Raw genomic sequence first — 15,880 nt, 5'->3', positions numbered from 1 at the left:
CAAACGGGCGCCCTCGTCCCGAACTCAGTCGAGGGGACCCGGCTCAGGAGCCCGGAGCCGGAGCGTGTGACGGCACGGCCGGGCGCACGGTCCTTCGCTCGATGGCTTCTGGAGGAGGACGAACATGGCAACCCTCGACAATGCGGCCGTCATCCGGGAGTTCTACCGGGCCTTCAATGAGAAGGACCTCGACCTCGTCGGCTCCGTGATGCACCCGGACGCCATCGTGCAGAGCATCCCCTTCGACGAGACGGAGAAGCTCATCGACCACTGTGAGAGTTGGGCCATCGCCCTCCCGGACGGGAAGGTCGACGTCACGAACCTCATCGTCCAGGGCGACCGGGTCGTCGCCGAAATCACCGGGCGGGGCACGCACGAAGGCCCCTTCAAGGGTCCGGGGGACGTGACGATTCCACCCTCGAACCGAGCCATCGAGATACGCCTCATCGAGGTCTTCGAACTCCGCGACGGGAAGATTGCCGAGATGCGCCAGTACTACGACGCGCTGAGCTTCATGACCCAGCTCGGCATCGGCGCCAGGTCCGGCCTCGCCCGGGAGGCGGAAGCCTCCATGCCCGGCGCCCAGCACTGATTGGGCGCAGCGGCTTTCACAGCTTCACGAAGACGCTCAAGCGACGAAGTCGCCGCGGGCACTGCGGTTCCACAGACCGCAACGCCCGGGATGATGGTGCCCGCGAGGAGCGAGCCCCCGGAGTCATGAACGGACCCGGGGGCTGTCGCGCCAGCTCTCAGTAGAGATAGTCCAGCGAGGTGATGTCGGAGTTGGTCCACTCGCCGGCCGCGGTCGACCGGATCAACTCAGGGTGTGACGGAGACCCGCGTGCCCGCCCGGGTGTTGTTGTCGTCAATCAGCTCTGCGATGGAACTCTGCGGATCCACCACCGCCCCCGCGTAGTACAAGCCTGTCGTGGGCACGTACGCCGGGCCCGACACCGTCAGCACCTGGCACTGGCCGGCGTTGAGGTACGGCGAGGCTGCGTAGCCGACGAAGAAGTCCGGCGAGGGCCCCGTCGGACCGTTGGGGGTGATGGTGCTGTCCGCCGAGAGGTACACCTCCACCGGCGCGCTGCCACCGACGGTGCCCTGGTTGCACACCGTTACCGAGACCGTGAGCGTCTGGCTCAGCTTCACGCTGCTCGCGCTCGACACCGCGGACACGATGAAGTCGGGCTTGTTGCCCACGCCGATGCGGCTGCCGGTCAGGGTGTTGTTGTTCTCAATCAGCTCGGAGATGAAGCTCTGCGGATCCACCACGGCGCCCAGGTAGTAGGCGCCCTCGGTGGACGCATACGCCGGGCCCTGCACCGTCAGCGCCTGGCACTGGCCGGCGTTGAGGTACGGCGAGGCTGCGTAGCCCACGAAGAAGTCCGGCGAGGGCCCCGTCGGACCGTTGGGGGTGATGGTGCTGTCCGCCGACAGGTACACCTCCACCGGCGCGCTGCCACCGACGGTGCCCTGGTTGCACACCGTCACGGAGACGGAGATCTGCTGTCCGGACGTGGCACTGGCCGGCCCCGTTACCGCGGACACGATGAAGTCGGGCCTGTTGCCCACGCCGATGCGGCTGCCGGTCAGGGTGTTGTTGTTCTCAATCAGCTCGGAGATGGAGTTCTGCGGATCCACCACGGCGCCCAGGTAGTAGGCGCCCTCGGAGGAAGCGTACGCCGGGCCCGGCACCGTCAGCGCCTGGCACTGGCCGGCGTTGAGGTACGGCGAGGCTGCGTAGCCCACGAAGAAGTCCGGCGAGGGTCCCGTCGGGCCGTTGGGGGTGATGGTTGCGTCCGCCGAGAGGTAGACCTCCACCGGCGCGCTGCCACCGACGGTGCCCTGGTTGCAGACCGTCACGGAGACGGAGATCTGCTGTCCGGACGTGGCGCTGGCGGGCCCCGTTACCGCGGACACGATGAAGTCGGGCCTGTTGCCCACGCCGATGCGGCTGCCGGTCAGGGTGTTGTTGTTCTCAATCAGCTCGGAGATGAAGCTCTGCGGATCCACCACGGCGCCCAGGTAATAGGCGCCCTCGGTGGACGCATACGCCGGGCCCTGCACCGTCAGCGCCTGGCACTGGCCGGCATTGAGGTACGGCGAGCCTGCGTAGCCGACGAAGAAGTCCGGCGAGGGCCCCGTCGGTCCGTTGGGGGTGATGGTTGCGTCCGCCGACAGGTACACCTCCACCGGCGCGCTGCCAGCGACGGTGCCCTGGTTGCACACCGTCACGGAGACGGAGATCTGCTGTCCGGACGTGGCGCTGGCCGGCCCGGTTACCGCGGACACGATGAAGTCGGGCCTGTTGCCCACGCCGATGCGGCTGCCGGTGAGGGTGTTGTTGTTCTCAATCAGCTCGGAGATGAAGCTCTGCGGGTCAACCACGGCGCCCAGGTAGTAGGCGCCCTCGGTGGACGCGTACGCCGGGCCCAGCACCGTCAGCACCTGGCACTGGCCGGGGTTGAGGTACGGCGAGCCTGCGTAGCCCACGAAGAAGTCCGGCGAGGGCCCCGTCGGGCCGTTGGGGGTGATGGTGCTATCCGCCGACAGGTACACCTCCACCGGCGCGCTGCCACCGACGGTGCCCTGGTTGCACACCGTCACGGAGACGGAGATCTGCTGTCCGGACGTGGCGCTGGCCGGCCCCGTTACCGCGGACACGATGAAGTCGGGCCTGTTGCCCACGCCGATGCGGCTGCCGGTGAGGGTGTTGTTGTTCTCAATCAGCTCGGAGATGAAACTCTGCGGATCCACCACGGCGCCCAGGTAGTAGGCGCCCTCGGTGGACGCATACGCCGGGCCTTGCACCGTCAGCGCCTGGCACTGGCCGGGGTTGAGATACGGCAAGGAGACATAGCCCACGAAGAAGTCCGGCGAGGGCCCCGTGGGGCCGTTGGGGGTGATGGTTGCATCCGCCGACAGGTACACCTCCACTGGCGCGCTGCCACCGACGGTGCCCTGGTTGCACACCGTCACGGAGACGGAGATCTGCTGTCCGGACGTGGCACTGGCCGGCCCCGTTACCGCGGACACGATGAAGTCAGGCCTGTTGCCCACGCCGATGCGGCTGCCGGTGAGGGTGTTGTTGTTCTCAATCAGCTCGGAGATGGAGTTCTGCGGATCCACCACGGCGCCCAGGTAGTAGGCGCCCTCGGTGGACGCGTACGCCGGGCCCGACACCGTCAGCGCCTGGCACTGGCCGGCGTTGAGGTACGGCGAGGCTGCGTAGCCCACGAAGAAGTCCGGCGAGGGTCCCGTCGGGCCGTTGGGGGTGATGGTTGCGTCCGCGGAGAGGTAGACCTCCACCGGCGCGCTGCCACCGACGGTGCCCTGGTTGCACACCGTCACGGAGACGGAGATCTGCTGTCCAGACGTGGCGCTGGCCGGCCCCGTTACCGCGGACACCACGAAGTCCGGGCCGGATACGGCGCCCTGCCTCGTGGCGCCCACCTCAACTGCCGGGCCGCTCTCCGCCGGGCGCTCGCACCCAGCCGCCGCCAGCAACACCACCGCGCCAAGAAGACTTCCAACCCTGCTGCTTCGTCGATTCATGCGCTTACCCCGAGGTGAAAACAGTCAGTCCTGCTGAACGCGCAATTCACGCGAAGGGTGGAATATCAACGCGGGCAGTATGGGGGCAAGCAGTGGTATTGTATGATTGTTATTAAAACATAAGAATTGTCTACATCGGCTTACGCTGTCCTTTCCGGCGCCTCGCAGGTCGGTCAGCGCCTGGAACATGGGGCCGGTGGACTTCGGGTGGAGCGCGCCGGTGAGGTACTGCGCGCGGCGCCCTGTTGGGGATAGCGGGTGGGACGCGGCGCCTCAGGCGGCGTCACGCAGTGCACGCCAGTCCGCCTGGACCTGGTCCGCGTAGGTCCGGGCGAAGGCCGCCAGGCGCGTGGTGGCCTCCCCTGCATCCGGGCCCACCCAGGCCGCCAGCTTCTGCGCCTGCGCGCGCGTGGCGCCATGGGCTCGCGCCAGCACCACCCCGGCCTGCGCGAAGGCGGACACCACATCCTTCTTCCCGGTGAGCGCGCCGCCCTCCAACTTCGCCTTCTCCGGCTCCAGCTCGCGCACCAGGAATGCCCGGCCACCCAGCTGGGTGGCCCCGGTGAGCGGGTTGGCGTGGCCCGCGAGCCCGCGCTGTGCGCCCACCACCGCCGCGCCATCCGCAGGCCGGGGCGGTGACTCCAGGCTGGAGGCCAGCAGCTCCTTCAGCTCCAGCAGCACCGGGGGCTGCTTCGGGTCCGCCGCCTGCACCAGCGCGTAGTAGCGCTCCAGCCCGTAGCTGCTGCCGCCCGCGTCCAGCCGCTGGGCCTGGTCCAGCACGCGCAGCGGCAGCGCCACGCCCTCGGTGCCGCGGAGCTGCGTCTCGTAGGAGGCGAGGGCGGAGCGCACCGCGCGCTGCTGCGCGGCGGGGACCGGGCGCAGCGTGTCCGTGGTGCGGAAGCGCGGCGCCCCCGGGCCGTCCAGCCGGGCGTACTGCTCCAGCAGCTCCTTGCGTGAGGTGTCCTCCGCATGGGCGATGAGGTCATCCACCTCGCCAGTGGCCTCCTTCTTCGTGAGGAAGGCGCCCGGGTTCTCCTCGCCTCCGGCGAGCGACTCCAGCGTGGAGAAGTACGCCTTCGCGAAGGCGCGGACGACGTCGCCCTGTTCCCTGGCGGACAGGCCCGCCTCGCGCGCGGTGAGCACGGCGCTGGTGGCCATGCGGGTCAGGTCTACTTCCGGCGAGCCGCGGCCCGCCTGGTCGAAGTCGTTGAGCCCCCACACTGCACTCCCCTCCGGCCCCCGGAGCGTGCCCAGGTTGCCCACGTGCGCGTCGCCCACCACGCGGATGCGCGGCGCGGGCCGCTCCAGCAGCCGGGCGTCCGCCGCCAGGGGGCCTCGCACGTCCGCATGGAAGAGGGCCGGCATCATCCGGAAGAGGGAGGACGGGCGCTCGCGCATCAGCGCCAGCTTCTCCTTCAGCCGTGCCGGGGGCAGGTCCAGCCGCGCGTGGAAGTCCTGGATGAAGGCCACCGCCTGCCGGGGCTCGCGGCGGGTGGCGGCGTCCGGCCCGGCCTTCGCGGTGGTGGCGCGGGCCGTGGGCCCGGCGGCAGTGGGGCGCGAGGACGCGGGCGGCTTGGGAGGAATTCGCATGGGGGAGGACCTGGCTGGAAGGTTATCTCGGAAGGGCGCCGCCGGGTTTCGGCCTGCTCCCGTGGCAGGGGTCGGTGGTGTAACGAGTGCGCAACGTGGTAGCGGCCTTCAAGGTCGAGGCGCGGGTCTGTCCGGGGCGCAACGCGCCCACCTGCTCCTAGGGAGGGTCGGCGGAGCGGGCGGGCATGCGCAGCTTGCGCCGGGCTCATGTCTCCGGTTCCTCGCCTCCAGCTTCGGGTGTTCGTGGTGGTGCTCGCAGCACTCCTCCCGGCGTGTGCCACGCTGAATCCGCCCCGCTCGGAGCTGGCCGAGCGCGTGGGGCACTCGGACCTGGACGTGAGCGCGCTGCGCGTCCGCGTGCGCGATCTGGCCCGGCGCTTCTCCGGCCTGCTGGAGGTGGCGGCGGATGAAATCGCCGCGCACTCGGGCTCGCCCGAAACGGCGCGGGCGATGCTCACGTTCAAGGCGAACGCGGTGCCCACCATGCAGGGCGCGCTCTTCCAGCCGGACCCGGTGGCCGCCCTGCTGGATGCCTGGGCGCTGCTGGCCCAGCTCCAGGATGCGTTGCCCAAGACCGCGACGGGCGCCTCACCGGAGCTGCTGGCCAAGGCCCAGCGCTCGCTGGGTGACATGGAGTCACAGGTGGAGGCGGTGTGGCGGGAGATCACCGGCAGCGAGAATGTGTCCTCCGCGCGGGCGCGAGTGCACGCGTGGGCCGCCGAGCACCCGCTGGTGGGGACGCTCGTCGCGCGCGAGTCCACCGCGCCCCTGCTGGCCTCCGTGACGGAGTCCTCGGGTGGGGGCCTGCTGAAGAAGGCGGCCGGCCTCCTGGAGGGCACGCGCGACATCACGGCGCGGGTGGACCTCTACGCCGCCAGCCTCCCGCGCCAGGCCCGCTGGCAGGCGGAGCTGGTGGCCGCTGATGCCATGAATGCCCCCGCCCTCCAGTCCGCCATGGCCGAGCTGGCGCGCACGGTGGACATCCTCGACCGCGTGGGAGGCATGGTCGCGAACACGCCCGCGCTGGTGGCCCGCGAGCGCGCGGCGGTGCTGGAGGCGCTGGACACGGAGCGGCGCTCGCTCCAGGACTTCATCTCCGGTGAGCGGGAGGCCATCCTGGTGGGGGTGGGGCACGAGCGCGCGGCGGTGGTGGACGCCGTGCACGCCGAGCGCGTGGGGGCGCTCCAGCAGGTCGACGGCCTGGCCCACGGCTGGGTGGACCACGCCTTCGACCGGGCGGGGCATCTGGTGGACCGGGTCTTCCTGTGGCTGCTCGCGCTGGTGGCCCTGGGGCTGGTGGGCGGGCTCGTCCTGGTGGTGCTGGTGACCCGCGCCTGGCGGCGCGCGTAGGGAACGCAGGCCGCTCCCGTCCAACCGCTCAGTGCGGTGTGCTTCCCGGTCCCTCCAGCTCGGACTCGGCGCGGCCCAGGCGCTGGCCCAGGTCCTGGAGCCGCTCCCGGTCCGCGCCCTGATTCTCATCGAGAGTAGAGCCAGCCTCCTCCACCAGGGCGCGCAGCCGGTGCATGCCATCTCGCAGCAGGTCTTGCTCCTCTGGAGTCACCGCCGGGGTATGGGACAGGTGCTCCACCACCGCGTCCAGCACCTGGGCGTAGACGTTCGGAGCGCCCACCTTCGCCATCACTCCCGTGCGCTCCAGTATCTGCCGCGTGGGCGCGATGACCCGGGCCAGCATCAGCGTGACGCCCCGCTGCGACAGCTCGTCGCGCAGGCTGGACAGCATGTCGGCGCCGGGGACGTCCAGGTCCGCGGTCACCTCCAGGTCCAGCAGCACGGCCTGGGGGCGGCGTGGGGCGCGGCTCAGCCGCGCGATGATTTCGTCGCGCAGGGACGTGGCGTTGGCGAAGAAGATGCCTTCGTCCGGCCGGAGGATGAGCATGCCCGGCACGGTCAGCGGGCGCGGCGTGTGCCGCAGGTCGCTGAAGGCGAGGGTTCCCGGGTCGCGGCCCAGCTCGCTCAGGCGGGGCACGCTTGCGCGGTACACCATCAGGAAGAGCGATAGGCCCACCGCCACCAGCAGTCCCGGCAGCACGTCCAGGGCGAGCACGCCGACCAGCGCCACCGTCGCCCCGATGAAGTCGGCCCGTCGCATCCGGTACAGCCGCCGCAGCTCCCGCACGTCCATCATCCCGGAGACGGCCACCACCACGATGGCGCCCAGCGTGGCCTCGGGCAGGAGGCGGAAGACGGGCGTGAGGAACAGGGCGACGAGCAGCGTGAAGCCCGCCGCCAGCAGCGCGGACACCTCGGTGCGGGAGCCGGCGGCATCATTGGCCGCGGACTTGGACAGGCTGCAGCCGATGGAGAAGCCCTGCATGAGCCCGGAGCCCATGTTGGCGGCGCCCAGGCCCACCAGCTCCCGGTTGGCGTTCACCTCGTAGCCGTGACGGCCCGCCAGCATGCGCGCGGGGCCGATGGCCTCGGCGAAGGCCACCAGCGCGATGCCGCAGGCTCCGGGCAGCAGGCCCAGCAGGTCGCGAAGACCCACGTCCGGCACGCGGGGCGGGACGAGCCCCGCTTGCACCTTGCCCACCACGTGCACGCCGAGCGCGTCCAGCCCGAGCAGCGCCGTGACGCCGATGGACACCGCCAGCACCACCAGGGCCGCGGGGAGCCGCTTCGACACCCGCTCCAGCCCCAGCAGCATGAGCAGGCTGCCGGCACCCACGAGGAGCGTGACGAGGTGGGTGCTGCCCAGGTGCGTGACGAGGAACCACACCCGCTCGAAGAAGTTTCCCTTGCTGCCTTCGATGCCGAAGAGCTTGGGCACCTGCTTGATCGCGATGATGAGCGCCAGGCCGAAGACGAAGCCGGTGAGGACGGAGGAGGAGAAGAACTGGGCGATGCGCCCCAGCCGCAGCACGCCCGCGAGCAGCGAGATGAGCCCCGCCATGAGCGCCAGGGCCGCGGTGAGGACAACGAAGCGGGGCGAGCCCGCCGCGGCCAGGGCGCCCACGGTGGCGGCGGAGAGCACCGCCACCGCGGCGGACACGGCCACGATGAGCTGACGCGAGCTGCCGAACAGGGCGTAGAGCACCAGGCCCGCCGGGGCCGCGTAGAAGGCGGCCGTCGGCGGCAGGCCCGCCAGCTCCGCGTACGCCATGCCCTCCGGGATGAGGAGGGCCGTCACCGTGAGCGCGCCCATCAGGTCCCGCTTCAGCCACGCGGGCTGGTAGCCGCGCACTGTCGCGACGAAGGGCATGGCTCGGGCGAGCCAGGAGACCGCGGGCTTCGCGGGAGTGGGGGGCATGGCGCGGGGCTCCGCTCCTGATGACTTCCACACGCAATGAGATGGCGGGTGCCATGCGATTGGGTGTGCAAGGGGATGAAGTAGGGGTGTGGACGGCGCCCCCGCGGCGCAAACCTCCGAGGGGCAGGTGGACTGTCCATGGTCAGCCCGAGCCCCCCGGACCCCGGGGAGGGGCAGGCGGGCGCGCGGGCCCGTCGTGTCCAGCATGCGCTGCCGCCTGTTGCCCTCCACGCGTGGGTGTGAGGCGGCGCCCAGCGGCGTGCGACCGGGGGACCCTGGGCACGGCGGGATGCGTCTCCCAGCTTTGCGCTTCAGGCCGGGGAGCGGGGGCGTGATGGGCTCGGGGTGGCGGAGCGCGTGCGGCTTGGCGGGGCTGCTGGGAGTGCTGGCGTGGGCTCCGGCGTCGCTGGCGCAGGAGGACCCCGCGGCCCGGGAGCAGCCTGCGGGCGAGGGTGGGGCGGCCGAGGAGCAGGACCTGGCGAAGGACGTCCAGAACCCGGTCGCCAACCTCATCAGCGTGCCGCTTCAAGACAACGTGGACTTCGGCATCGGCCCGTCCAACCGGACGCGCAACACCCTCAACATCCAGCCGGTGATACCGGTGTCGCTGACGCTGGACTGGAACCTCATCAACCGCATCATCGTTCCCGTCGTGTACCAGCCGGACGCGGGGGCGGACACCGGGGGGACGTTCGGGCTGGGGGACACGTCCGCCACGTTCTTCTTCGCGCCCGCGAAGCCCGGGGCGCTCATCTGGGGCGTGGGACCGGCGCTGCTGCTGCCCACGGCGACGGACGACGCCCTGGGCACGGGGAAGTGGTCCGTCGGTCCTTCCGTGGTGGTGCTCGTCCAGCCCGAGCCCTGGTCGATTGGCGTGCTGGCCAAAAACGTGTGGTCCGTCTTCGGAAGCGAGGACCGGGCCTCGGTGAACCAGCTGCTCCTCCAGTACTTCATCACCTACAACCTGCCGAAGGGCTGGTACGTGACGTCGGCGCCCATCCTCACCGCCAACTGGGAGGCGGACGAGGACCCGTGGGTCATCCCGTTCGGAGCGGGCGCCGGCAGGGTGTTCAAGGTGGGCGGGCAGGCCCTGAACGGCTCGGTGAGCGCGTACTACAACGCCGTCCGCCCGGAAGGCAGCGCCGACTGGCAGCTCCGCCTCCAGCTCGCGTTCCTCTTTCCCAAGGGCAAGATGAAGGCGCAGTAGGCGCCCCGCCGCCGCGAAGGAGCACGGGCATCGCGGCCCGTGTCCCACGCGGAGGGCGCTGCACTCAGGGGCAGACGAGGATGACGCCCTCGGCGTTCTCGATGGGCACGCCAGTGGTGCCGCTGATGCTCACCGTGTCCACCATGCCGTCCGGCTTGAGCTTGCTACACGTGGCTGGCAGCGGGCTGCCCCAGGTGAACGTCGTCGCCGTCGTCGGGCCCACGTGTGTCTGCTTGTAGTCGCCGTTAAAGCCGGTGCAGACCGTGTGGTACGAGAGAGACTTGAAGAGCACGATGACCTTCGACGTGCCCTTCGTGTAGACGCGCTTGTAGAGCCGGTACTTCGCGGGCGTCTTGACGCCGCAGCCGGACGCATCCCAGTTGTTGTACGGCGAGGGGTCATTGCCCACGATGACGGCGTCGTTGCTTGCCGTGTCGTCCAGCGCCTGCGTCAACCACGTGAGCTGGTCCACGTCGGGCGTGCCGATGTCGTACCGCCAGGCCGGGATGAAGTGGTACTGCCACGAGGAGGCCGGGGCGGCGCCGCCATTCACGTCGAGGAAGGACAGCTCCGGGTCCTGCAGCGTGTAGTGCGAGGCGAGGACGGCCATCAGCGTCCGCGTGTCCGTCACGCCCCCCAGGCCCGCCGGGTACGACGACGCGCAGGTGGTGGGGCAGCCGGTCCCGGTGCCGCACGTCTTGCAGTACGCCTCGGTGGTCGGCGGGGCCACGAGCACGTCGTAGATGACGTGCGGGCGCGGCGTCACGCTGGCCCGGTCCTTCGTGAGCTGCAGGGCCTCCTTCCACTTGTTGGCCATGAACTGCACGGGCCGCGGGTACTTCTCCTCGTAGGTGATGCCCTTCTGCACCTGCGCCAGCGCCGCGTTGGGGCCCGCGATGTAGCCGGAGGTGTTGAGGACGGTGAAGGCCGACGACGTGAGGTACTGCTCGTCCACCTTCTGGATGAGCTTCCCGTAGTCCGTGCCGTAGTTGTTGCAGAGGCAGGACGTGCCGGTGCACGGGACGGCGCACTCCAGCGTGGGGAAGGGGAAGGCCGCGCCCGCCTTGGGCCAGTTGGGGTAGGGGTCCGTGGCTCCCGAGTTGTCCATGAACACCGCGTCCGCCTGCGCGTTGGTGGGCAGCCAGTTGCGGTGGTACCAGGCGGACCACAGCCGGAAGGCATACGAGTTGGGGTTGGTCGCATAGCGCATCTGGCCATAGGTGGAGAACATGCGGCTCCACCACTTGAGCCGCGCGTCCTTCCCCGTGGTGCGGGCTGCCCACTCGGTGTCGTTGAGGTAGCCGTCGCCGTTCGTGTCCGCCGCGCCGTCGAAGGAGGGGATGGTGACGACGTTGCCGCTGGTGAAGACGAAGTCCTCGCTCGAGACGGACTCCGCCACCGGGGGCGTGCCTGCTGTCGTCTGGACGCGGACGTAGAAGAAGCGGTCCCCGAAGCCGGCGCCGGCGATGCCCGTGGCCTTCCAGTCGCTCGGCGGGTGGAAGGCGAGGGTGCGGGCCGTGCCCGTGGTCGTCCACGTGCCCACGGGCTCGGAGACGGTGAGGGCCGTCCAAGCGGCGCCGTTCCAGTACTGCCACTGGTACGTCCAGCCACTCGACGCCGTGGACAGGGTGACGATGACCTGGCGGAACTTGTCGGTGTGTCCGATGTAGAGCGCGTTGCCCGTGGTGCCGAACTGCACAGCGGTGCTCGTCGTGTGCGCCGCCGCCGTGTAGTCGGTGAAGCCCGCGGTGCCTGTGAGCGGCCCCGTCTTCACCTGCCAGAAGCGCGAGACGGGCACCGTGGACTGGCCCACCGCGCTGAACTGACAGCCGTACTTGTTGTTGGAGGTGTTCAGCAGCGTGGAGTCACAGTGGAAGAAGCCGCTCTCGCGATTCTCCGGCGCCTGGGCATACGCGTCCCCGTAGTTGAGCCAGTGGACCAGGAGCCCGCCGTTGCCGAGCGAGTTGCCATTCCAGTTGCCATACAGGTTGCTCGCATTCGAGTAGACGAGCTGCGGCGTGTTCGGCGCCAGGGTGTCGATGTGCGCGCGCACGGCGGGGTCATTGGCCACGACCAGGTCCACGTCGTTCTGGAGCTGGTCGTCCATGTACGCGTCCGTGGGGACGCCGTAGTAGGCAAGCTGCGCAATCCGCACGTGACAGTAGTGGTGGGGGATGGAGAGCGAGCCTCCGTCCAATCCGGGGCAGACGCCATTGGTGGGCAGCACCGCCGCGCGCTGCTGGTCCACGGATGCGGCCGACGGCTCCGGTGCAACGCCACAGGCGGACAGCGCGAGGCCCAGCCACACCCGGGCGAGGACGCCCAGGGCGCGAGGACTGCTTTCAGAGACATGCATGGGATTATTCCAGAGAGAAATGGAAGAGTTGTAATCACGGTACGTTTGCATCACGACGAGGGTCAAGACGCTCCGTGCCATGCGGGGTGGCGCATGGTTGGCGGAGCCCTTCCCGGGTGTGACGCATGCGTTGCGAAGTGGGCCCGGCGGTCCCAGCGTGTGGCGGAGGAGGTGCCCCCATGGCTCCACGTCCCCACCGTCACGCCCTTCCCGTCGCGCTGGTGCTCGTGCTCGGGCTGGTATTCCCGTCCGCGGCCCACGCGCAGGCAGCGAAGGCGGACCCGCTACCGTCATGGAACGACGGGCCGGTGAAGCAGGCCATCCTCGGCTTCGTCGCCCGTGTGACGACGGAGGGCAGCCCGGACTTCCTCCCGGAGGAGGAGCGCATTGCCGTCTTCGACAACGATGGGACGCTGTGGCAGGAGAAGCCGGCAGTGCAGGGCGCCTTCCTGGTGGAGCGCGTCAAGGCGCTGGCCGCGAAGGACCCCTCGCTCCGGCAGCGGCAGCCCTTCAAGGCGTTGCTGGAAGGCGATGTCGACACCTTGATGGAGGGGGGCGAGAAGGCGCTGATGGAGCTGTTCGCGGCCACTCACGCGAACATGACGCAGGAGCAGTTCCAGTCGGAGGTGCGGCAGTTCCTGAAGACGGCGCGTCACCCGAAGCTCGGCGTGCCCTACACGCAGCTCGCCTACCAGCCGATGCTCGAGTTGCTCCAGTACCTGCGCGACAACGGCTTCCAGACGTGGATCAGCTCGGGCGGGGGCATCGACTTCATGCGCGTCTTCTCCGAGGAGGTGTATGGCATTCCCCCGGAGCGCGTCATCGGCAGCAGCCTGGAGGAGAAGTTCGAGAAGCGTGGTGGCCGGGACGTGCTGTGGCGCGAGCCCCGCCTGGACCACCTCAACGACAAGGAGGGCAAGCCGGTGGGCAATGACCTGCACATCGGCCGGCCCCCGGTGTTCGTCGCGGGCAACGTCCGCAGCGGCGGAGACATCGCCATGCTGAGCGCTTCCCACCAGCGGCGCGGGCCCTCCTTCCAGCTCCTCATCAACCACGACGACGCGGCCAGGGAGTTCGCCTACCAGGAGAAGGACGGGGCCTCGCTCCGGGCGGCGAAGGAGGGCGGCTGGAACGTCGTCAGCATGCGCGACGATTGGAAGAGCGTCTTCAGCGGGGCGCGCTGAAGCCGCTCACGTCGGCGCCTTCTCCGTGAGGGCGCGGCCCCGGGGCTGGGCGACGGCGGAGGCGAACACCAGGCCCATGACGAGCTGCGCCGACACCAGGAGCACTTCGAAGAAGCTGTCTCCGGAGGAGGACGCCCTCGGATGGAGCAGCGCCAGGATGACCTGGGTGCCGATGAAGCCGGGGGCGAGCTGGAGCAGCCCGGGCATGATGATGGTCGTCGCGGTCCTCCCGGGGAGCCGGGCATACAGGAGCCCGGCGACGCCCAGCACGAAGGCGGACACGAGCGGGCTGCCGCGTCCTCCGACGAAGAGCTTCGTCAGTTCCTGGGTTCCGAAGGCCAGCAGCACCGCGCCGACAATCCACGGCAGCTCGCGCTGCCGGCCCCCCATGCAGACCGTCAGCGCCACGCCTCCCAGTGCGACGAAGGCCAGCACCACGGGCTCGGGCAGCGCGTTCGCCGGGAGGTGGGCGGGAATCGGGAGGAAGAAGCTCCAGAGCCGGGCCGCGGCGGTGATGCCCACGCCCACCAGCAGGAAGCGCAGCAGGCCGTAGGTGAGGCGCGTCATCCCCGCCTCGACGGATTCGCTGACCAGTTCCTCGGCCCCCAGCGTCACCACCATGGCGGGGATGAGCAGCGTCGCCCCACCGAACAGGGCCCGGGCCAGGTCGAAGGGTGGCAGCACCCGGGAGAGGCCACAGACCATCAGCGTCCCGAGGAACGCGGCGAGGAAGCTCTTCTGCAGGTCGATGCGCATCGACTTGAGCGTGCCGTAGTGGATGACGCCCGCCACGATGCCGATGAGGCTCGCCACGGCCATCTCCCGCCACGCTCCGCCCACCCGGGCTCCGACGACCGCGCTGTACACGCCATAGGCGAGGAACACGAGCCAGTGCGGGTACGCCGAGGGCTGCTGGACGACGCGGTCCAGCTCGGCGCGCGCCTCCGGGAGGGAGAGCCTTCCCGCCGCCACCGCGCGGGCGAGCAGGAGCACTCCGGACGTCCGGCGCAGGTTCCAGTGGGGATTGAAGGGCACGCGCTTGATGTCCACCCGGTGCCGCTCTCCCGAGATGACCTCCGTCGCCACGAAGCTCTGGAGCGTGAACAGCTCCAGGCGGAGCCCCAGTCCTCGCGCGGCCGCCTTCGTGAGCGCCTCCACCACGTGGGCAGGCAGGTAGGCGAGGTGGAGCGCCCGCGCGAGGTCGAGCAGGAAGGCCACGGCCTGGTCCTCTTCGGCCGGGGACGGGGGCGCGGCTGTGTCACGCATGGGGCCTCCCAGGGAGGAGCCGGGCCGCTGCTTGGGGCCGCTCTCCGCCGACGCCGTGAAGCTCTGCCCGGACGGAGGGGCTGTCATCCGCCCCGAGCGAAAGCGCGCGAGCCCCCGGACGGAGGGTCTCCCGCCCCGCCTGTCCCGTGCGCCCCGGAGGCGCGGCGCCCCGCTGGTCGCCTGGATTGTCAATCCCGGGGCGCGGGCACACCGTGGAGTGGAGGGCGCCCGCGCATACCCGCCCGTGGCCGGCCCGTGGGGCTGGCACCCCCGTGACTGCCTGGATGCCGCCGAACCATGGACAAGTCCTCCCCATCCACCGACTTCTCGATCGTGCAGGGAGGTCCGCTGTTCAAGTGCGAGAGCAAGCTCCATCTCGTCCAGCCCGACCGTGCCAGCAGGCGCCGGTGCATGTTCGTCTTCATCATCCTGACCTGGCTGCCCATCCCCCTCCTCGCGCTGGCTCAAGGTGGCACCGCGCCGCATGCCCTGTTCTCGGAGCTGCAGGTCCACACCCAGTTGCTGGTGGCGATGACGGTGCTCATCGCGGCCGAGCCCTATGTCGACAGGCACACCTCCCGGGCCGCGCGCCAGTTCCGCGTCTCACATCTGGTGGGAGTGGGAAGCCGGCCCGCCTTGGAGGACGCCTCCCGCGCGGCGATGCGGTGGCGGGACAGCAGCCTCGCCGAGGGCTGCCTGCTGCTTACCGCCTTCGCGCTCGTGCTCGTGACACCGCACGATCACTCCCGGGCGTGGATGTTCAACGAGACGGGGGGCGCGCCCTCCCCGGCGGGCTGGTGGTACATGACTGTGAGCCAGCCCCTGGTCCGGTTCCTGGCGCTGCGGTGGGTATGGCGTGCCGTCGTGTGGGCCCGCTTCCTGTTCCGCGTCTCGCGGCTGCCGCTCGCGCTGGTGCCCACGCATCCAGACCAGGCGGGCGGCCTGGGGTTCCTGGCCATCAGCCAGTCCAGCTTCGCGCCGGTGGTGTTCGCGCTGTCCGCGGGGCTGGCGGCGTACCAGTGGAGGCTCCAGCCCCACGGAGTCGTGACGGATCCGCTGACCTACGCCATTCCCCAGGTAGTGCTCGGAGGGCTCCTGGCGCTCGCCGTCTATGCGCCGCTGGGGCTCTTCACCCCCCAGCTCGTGAAGGCCAAGCGGCGGGGAGACATCCGGTTCTCCGCGCTCGCGGCCTGGCACTCGCGGCGGTTCGAACGGAAGTGGTTTCGCGACGATGCCAGCGGAGAAGTGCTGGGCGCGCCCGACTTCTCCTCCCTGATCGACCTGGGCAGCTCCTTCGTCGTCGCCCGGAAGATGCGCCTGTTCCCGTTCGACACGCGTTCGCTGGCGGGCCTCCTCGCCGCGGCGCTCGCGCCGTTGGCCATCCTGCTGATCATGGACCGGGAGTTCATCTCGGTCCTCAAGCAAATCCACGACGGGCTGCCCTGAAAGGG

Annotated in this window: 11 protein-coding genes; 5 read left to right on the top strand and 6 right to left on the bottom strand. The window is 70.1% G+C overall.

Features of this window, described 5'->3' with window-relative positions; all coding sequences use genetic code 11:
• The first annotated feature begins 124 nt into the window (after nt 1-124).
• A complete protein-coding gene (locus tag G4D86_RS01220; protein WP_163988491.1) occupies nt 125-592 on the top strand; it encodes an ester cyclase in 468 nt (155 codons plus the stop codon).
• 157 nt (nt 593-749) lie between these two features.
• Here G4D86_RS01220 and G4D86_RS54205 read toward each other — a convergent pair whose 3' ends face one another.
• From G4D86_RS54205 to G4D86_RS01210, 3 genes are all read right to left on the bottom strand, one after another.
• Nucleotides 750-818 carry a M57 family metalloprotease gene (locus G4D86_RS54205; protein WP_420821836.1) on the bottom strand — a complete coding sequence of 23 codons (69 nt, stop codon included), beginning with the start codon at nt 816-818 and terminating at the stop codon, nt 750-752.
• A gap of 1 nt (nt 819) precedes the next feature.
• On the bottom strand, nt 820-3,558 hold the full coding sequence (locus G4D86_RS01215) for a CARDB domain-containing protein (RefSeq protein ID WP_163988489.1): 2,739 nt from the start codon (nt 3,556-3,558) through the stop codon (nt 820-822).
• Between the two features lie 273 nt (nt 3,559-3,831).
• Entirely contained in the window at nt 3,832-5,148 is a 1,317-nt protein-coding gene (locus G4D86_RS01210) for a DUF2252 family protein (RefSeq protein ID WP_163988487.1), read from the bottom strand.
• A 207-nt stretch (nt 5,149-5,355) separates the two neighbouring features.
• On the opposite strand from G4D86_RS01210, the gene G4D86_RS01205 reads away from it, so the two are divergent.
• Nucleotides 5,356-6,498: a chemotaxis protein gene (locus G4D86_RS01205; protein ID WP_163988485.1), complete on the top strand. Its 1,143-nt coding sequence runs from the start codon at nt 5,356-5,358 to the stop codon at nt 6,496-6,498.
• Nucleotides 6,499-6,526: 28 nt separating this feature from the next.
• On the opposite strand, the gene G4D86_RS01200 is transcribed toward G4D86_RS01205, so the two are convergent.
• Nucleotides 6,527-8,416 (bottom strand): SulP family inorganic anion transporter, encoded by a 1,890-nt coding sequence (locus G4D86_RS01200; RefSeq protein ID WP_163988483.1) that lies wholly within the window; start codon nt 8,414-8,416, stop codon nt 6,527-6,529.
• 364 nt (nt 8,417-8,780) lie between these two features.
• Here G4D86_RS01200 and G4D86_RS01195 point away from each other — a divergent pair, with 364 nt between their 5' ends.
• Complete coding sequence (locus G4D86_RS01195; protein WP_240359974.1) at nt 8,781-9,623, top strand: neuromedin U; 843 nt, start codon at nt 8,781-8,783, stop codon at nt 9,621-9,623.
• Nucleotides 9,624-9,687: 64 nt separating this feature from the next.
• Here the strand turns inward: G4D86_RS01195 and G4D86_RS01190 are convergent, their stop codons facing one another.
• On the bottom strand, nt 9,688-11,979 hold the full coding sequence (locus G4D86_RS01190) for a hypothetical protein (RefSeq protein WP_163988481.1): 2,292 nt from the start codon (nt 11,977-11,979) through the stop codon (nt 9,688-9,690).
• 179 nt (nt 11,980-12,158) lie between these two features.
• On the opposite strand from G4D86_RS01190, the gene G4D86_RS01185 reads away from it, so the two are divergent.
• Nucleotides 12,159-13,163, top strand: a complete 1,005-nt coding sequence (locus G4D86_RS01185; protein ID WP_163988479.1) for an HAD family hydrolase — start codon at nt 12,159-12,161, stop codon at nt 13,161-13,163.
• Nucleotides 13,164-13,169: 6 nt separating this feature from the next.
• Here the strand turns inward: G4D86_RS01185 and G4D86_RS01180 are convergent, their stop codons facing one another.
• Nucleotides 13,170-14,429: a threonine/serine exporter family protein gene (locus G4D86_RS01180; protein WP_163988477.1), complete on the bottom strand. Its 1,260-nt coding sequence runs from the start codon at nt 14,427-14,429 to the stop codon at nt 13,170-13,172.
• Nucleotides 14,430-14,726: 297 nt separating this feature from the next.
• Between G4D86_RS01180 and G4D86_RS01175 the strand changes: the two genes are divergently transcribed.
• Complete coding sequence (locus G4D86_RS01175) at nt 14,727-15,875, top strand: hypothetical protein (protein WP_163988475.1); 1,149 nt, start codon at nt 14,727-14,729, stop codon at nt 15,873-15,875.
• The last annotated feature ends 5 nt before the right edge of the window (nt 15,876-15,880 follow it).

Source organism: Pyxidicoccus caerfyrddinensis (genome assembly GCF_010894405.1).
Lineage (GTDB): Bacteria > Myxococcota > Myxococcia > Myxococcales > Myxococcaceae > Myxococcus > Myxococcus caerfyrddinensis.
This window is presented reverse-complemented; position numbering and strand designations above follow the sequence as displayed.

Excerpts from the sequence above, each read along its gene's own strand:
- G4D86_RS01215 (WP_163988489.1), bottom strand. The coding sequence starts at position 3,558 with ATGAATCGACGAAGCAGCAGGGTTGGAAGTCTTCTTGGCGCGGTGGTG.
- G4D86_RS01205 (WP_163988485.1), top strand. The coding sequence starts at position 5,356 with ATGTCTCCGGTTCCTCGCCTCCAGCTTCGGGTGTTCGTGGTGGTGCTC.
- G4D86_RS01180 (WP_163988477.1), bottom strand. The coding sequence starts at position 14,429 with ATGCGTGACACAGCCGCGCCCCCGTCCCCGGCCGAAGAGGACCAGGCC.
- G4D86_RS01175 (WP_163988475.1), top strand. The coding sequence starts at position 14,727 with ATGGACAAGTCCTCCCCATCCACCGACTTCTCGATCGTGCAGGGAGGT.
- G4D86_RS01210 (WP_163988487.1), bottom strand. The coding sequence starts at position 5,148 with ATGCGAATTCCTCCCAAGCCGCCCGCGTCCTCGCGCCCCACTGCCGCC.
- G4D86_RS01190 (WP_163988481.1), bottom strand. The coding sequence starts at position 11,979 with ATGCATGTCTCTGAAAGCAGTCCTCGCGCCCTGGGCGTCCTCGCCCGG.
- G4D86_RS01220 (WP_163988491.1), top strand. The coding sequence starts at position 125 with ATGGCAACCCTCGACAATGCGGCCGTCATCCGGGAGTTCTACCGGGCC.
- G4D86_RS01185 (WP_163988479.1), top strand. The coding sequence starts at position 12,159 with ATGGCTCCACGTCCCCACCGTCACGCCCTTCCCGTCGCGCTGGTGCTC.
- G4D86_RS01200 (WP_163988483.1), bottom strand. The coding sequence starts at position 8,416 with ATGCCCCCCACTCCCGCGAAGCCCGCGGTCTCCTGGCTCGCCCGAGCC.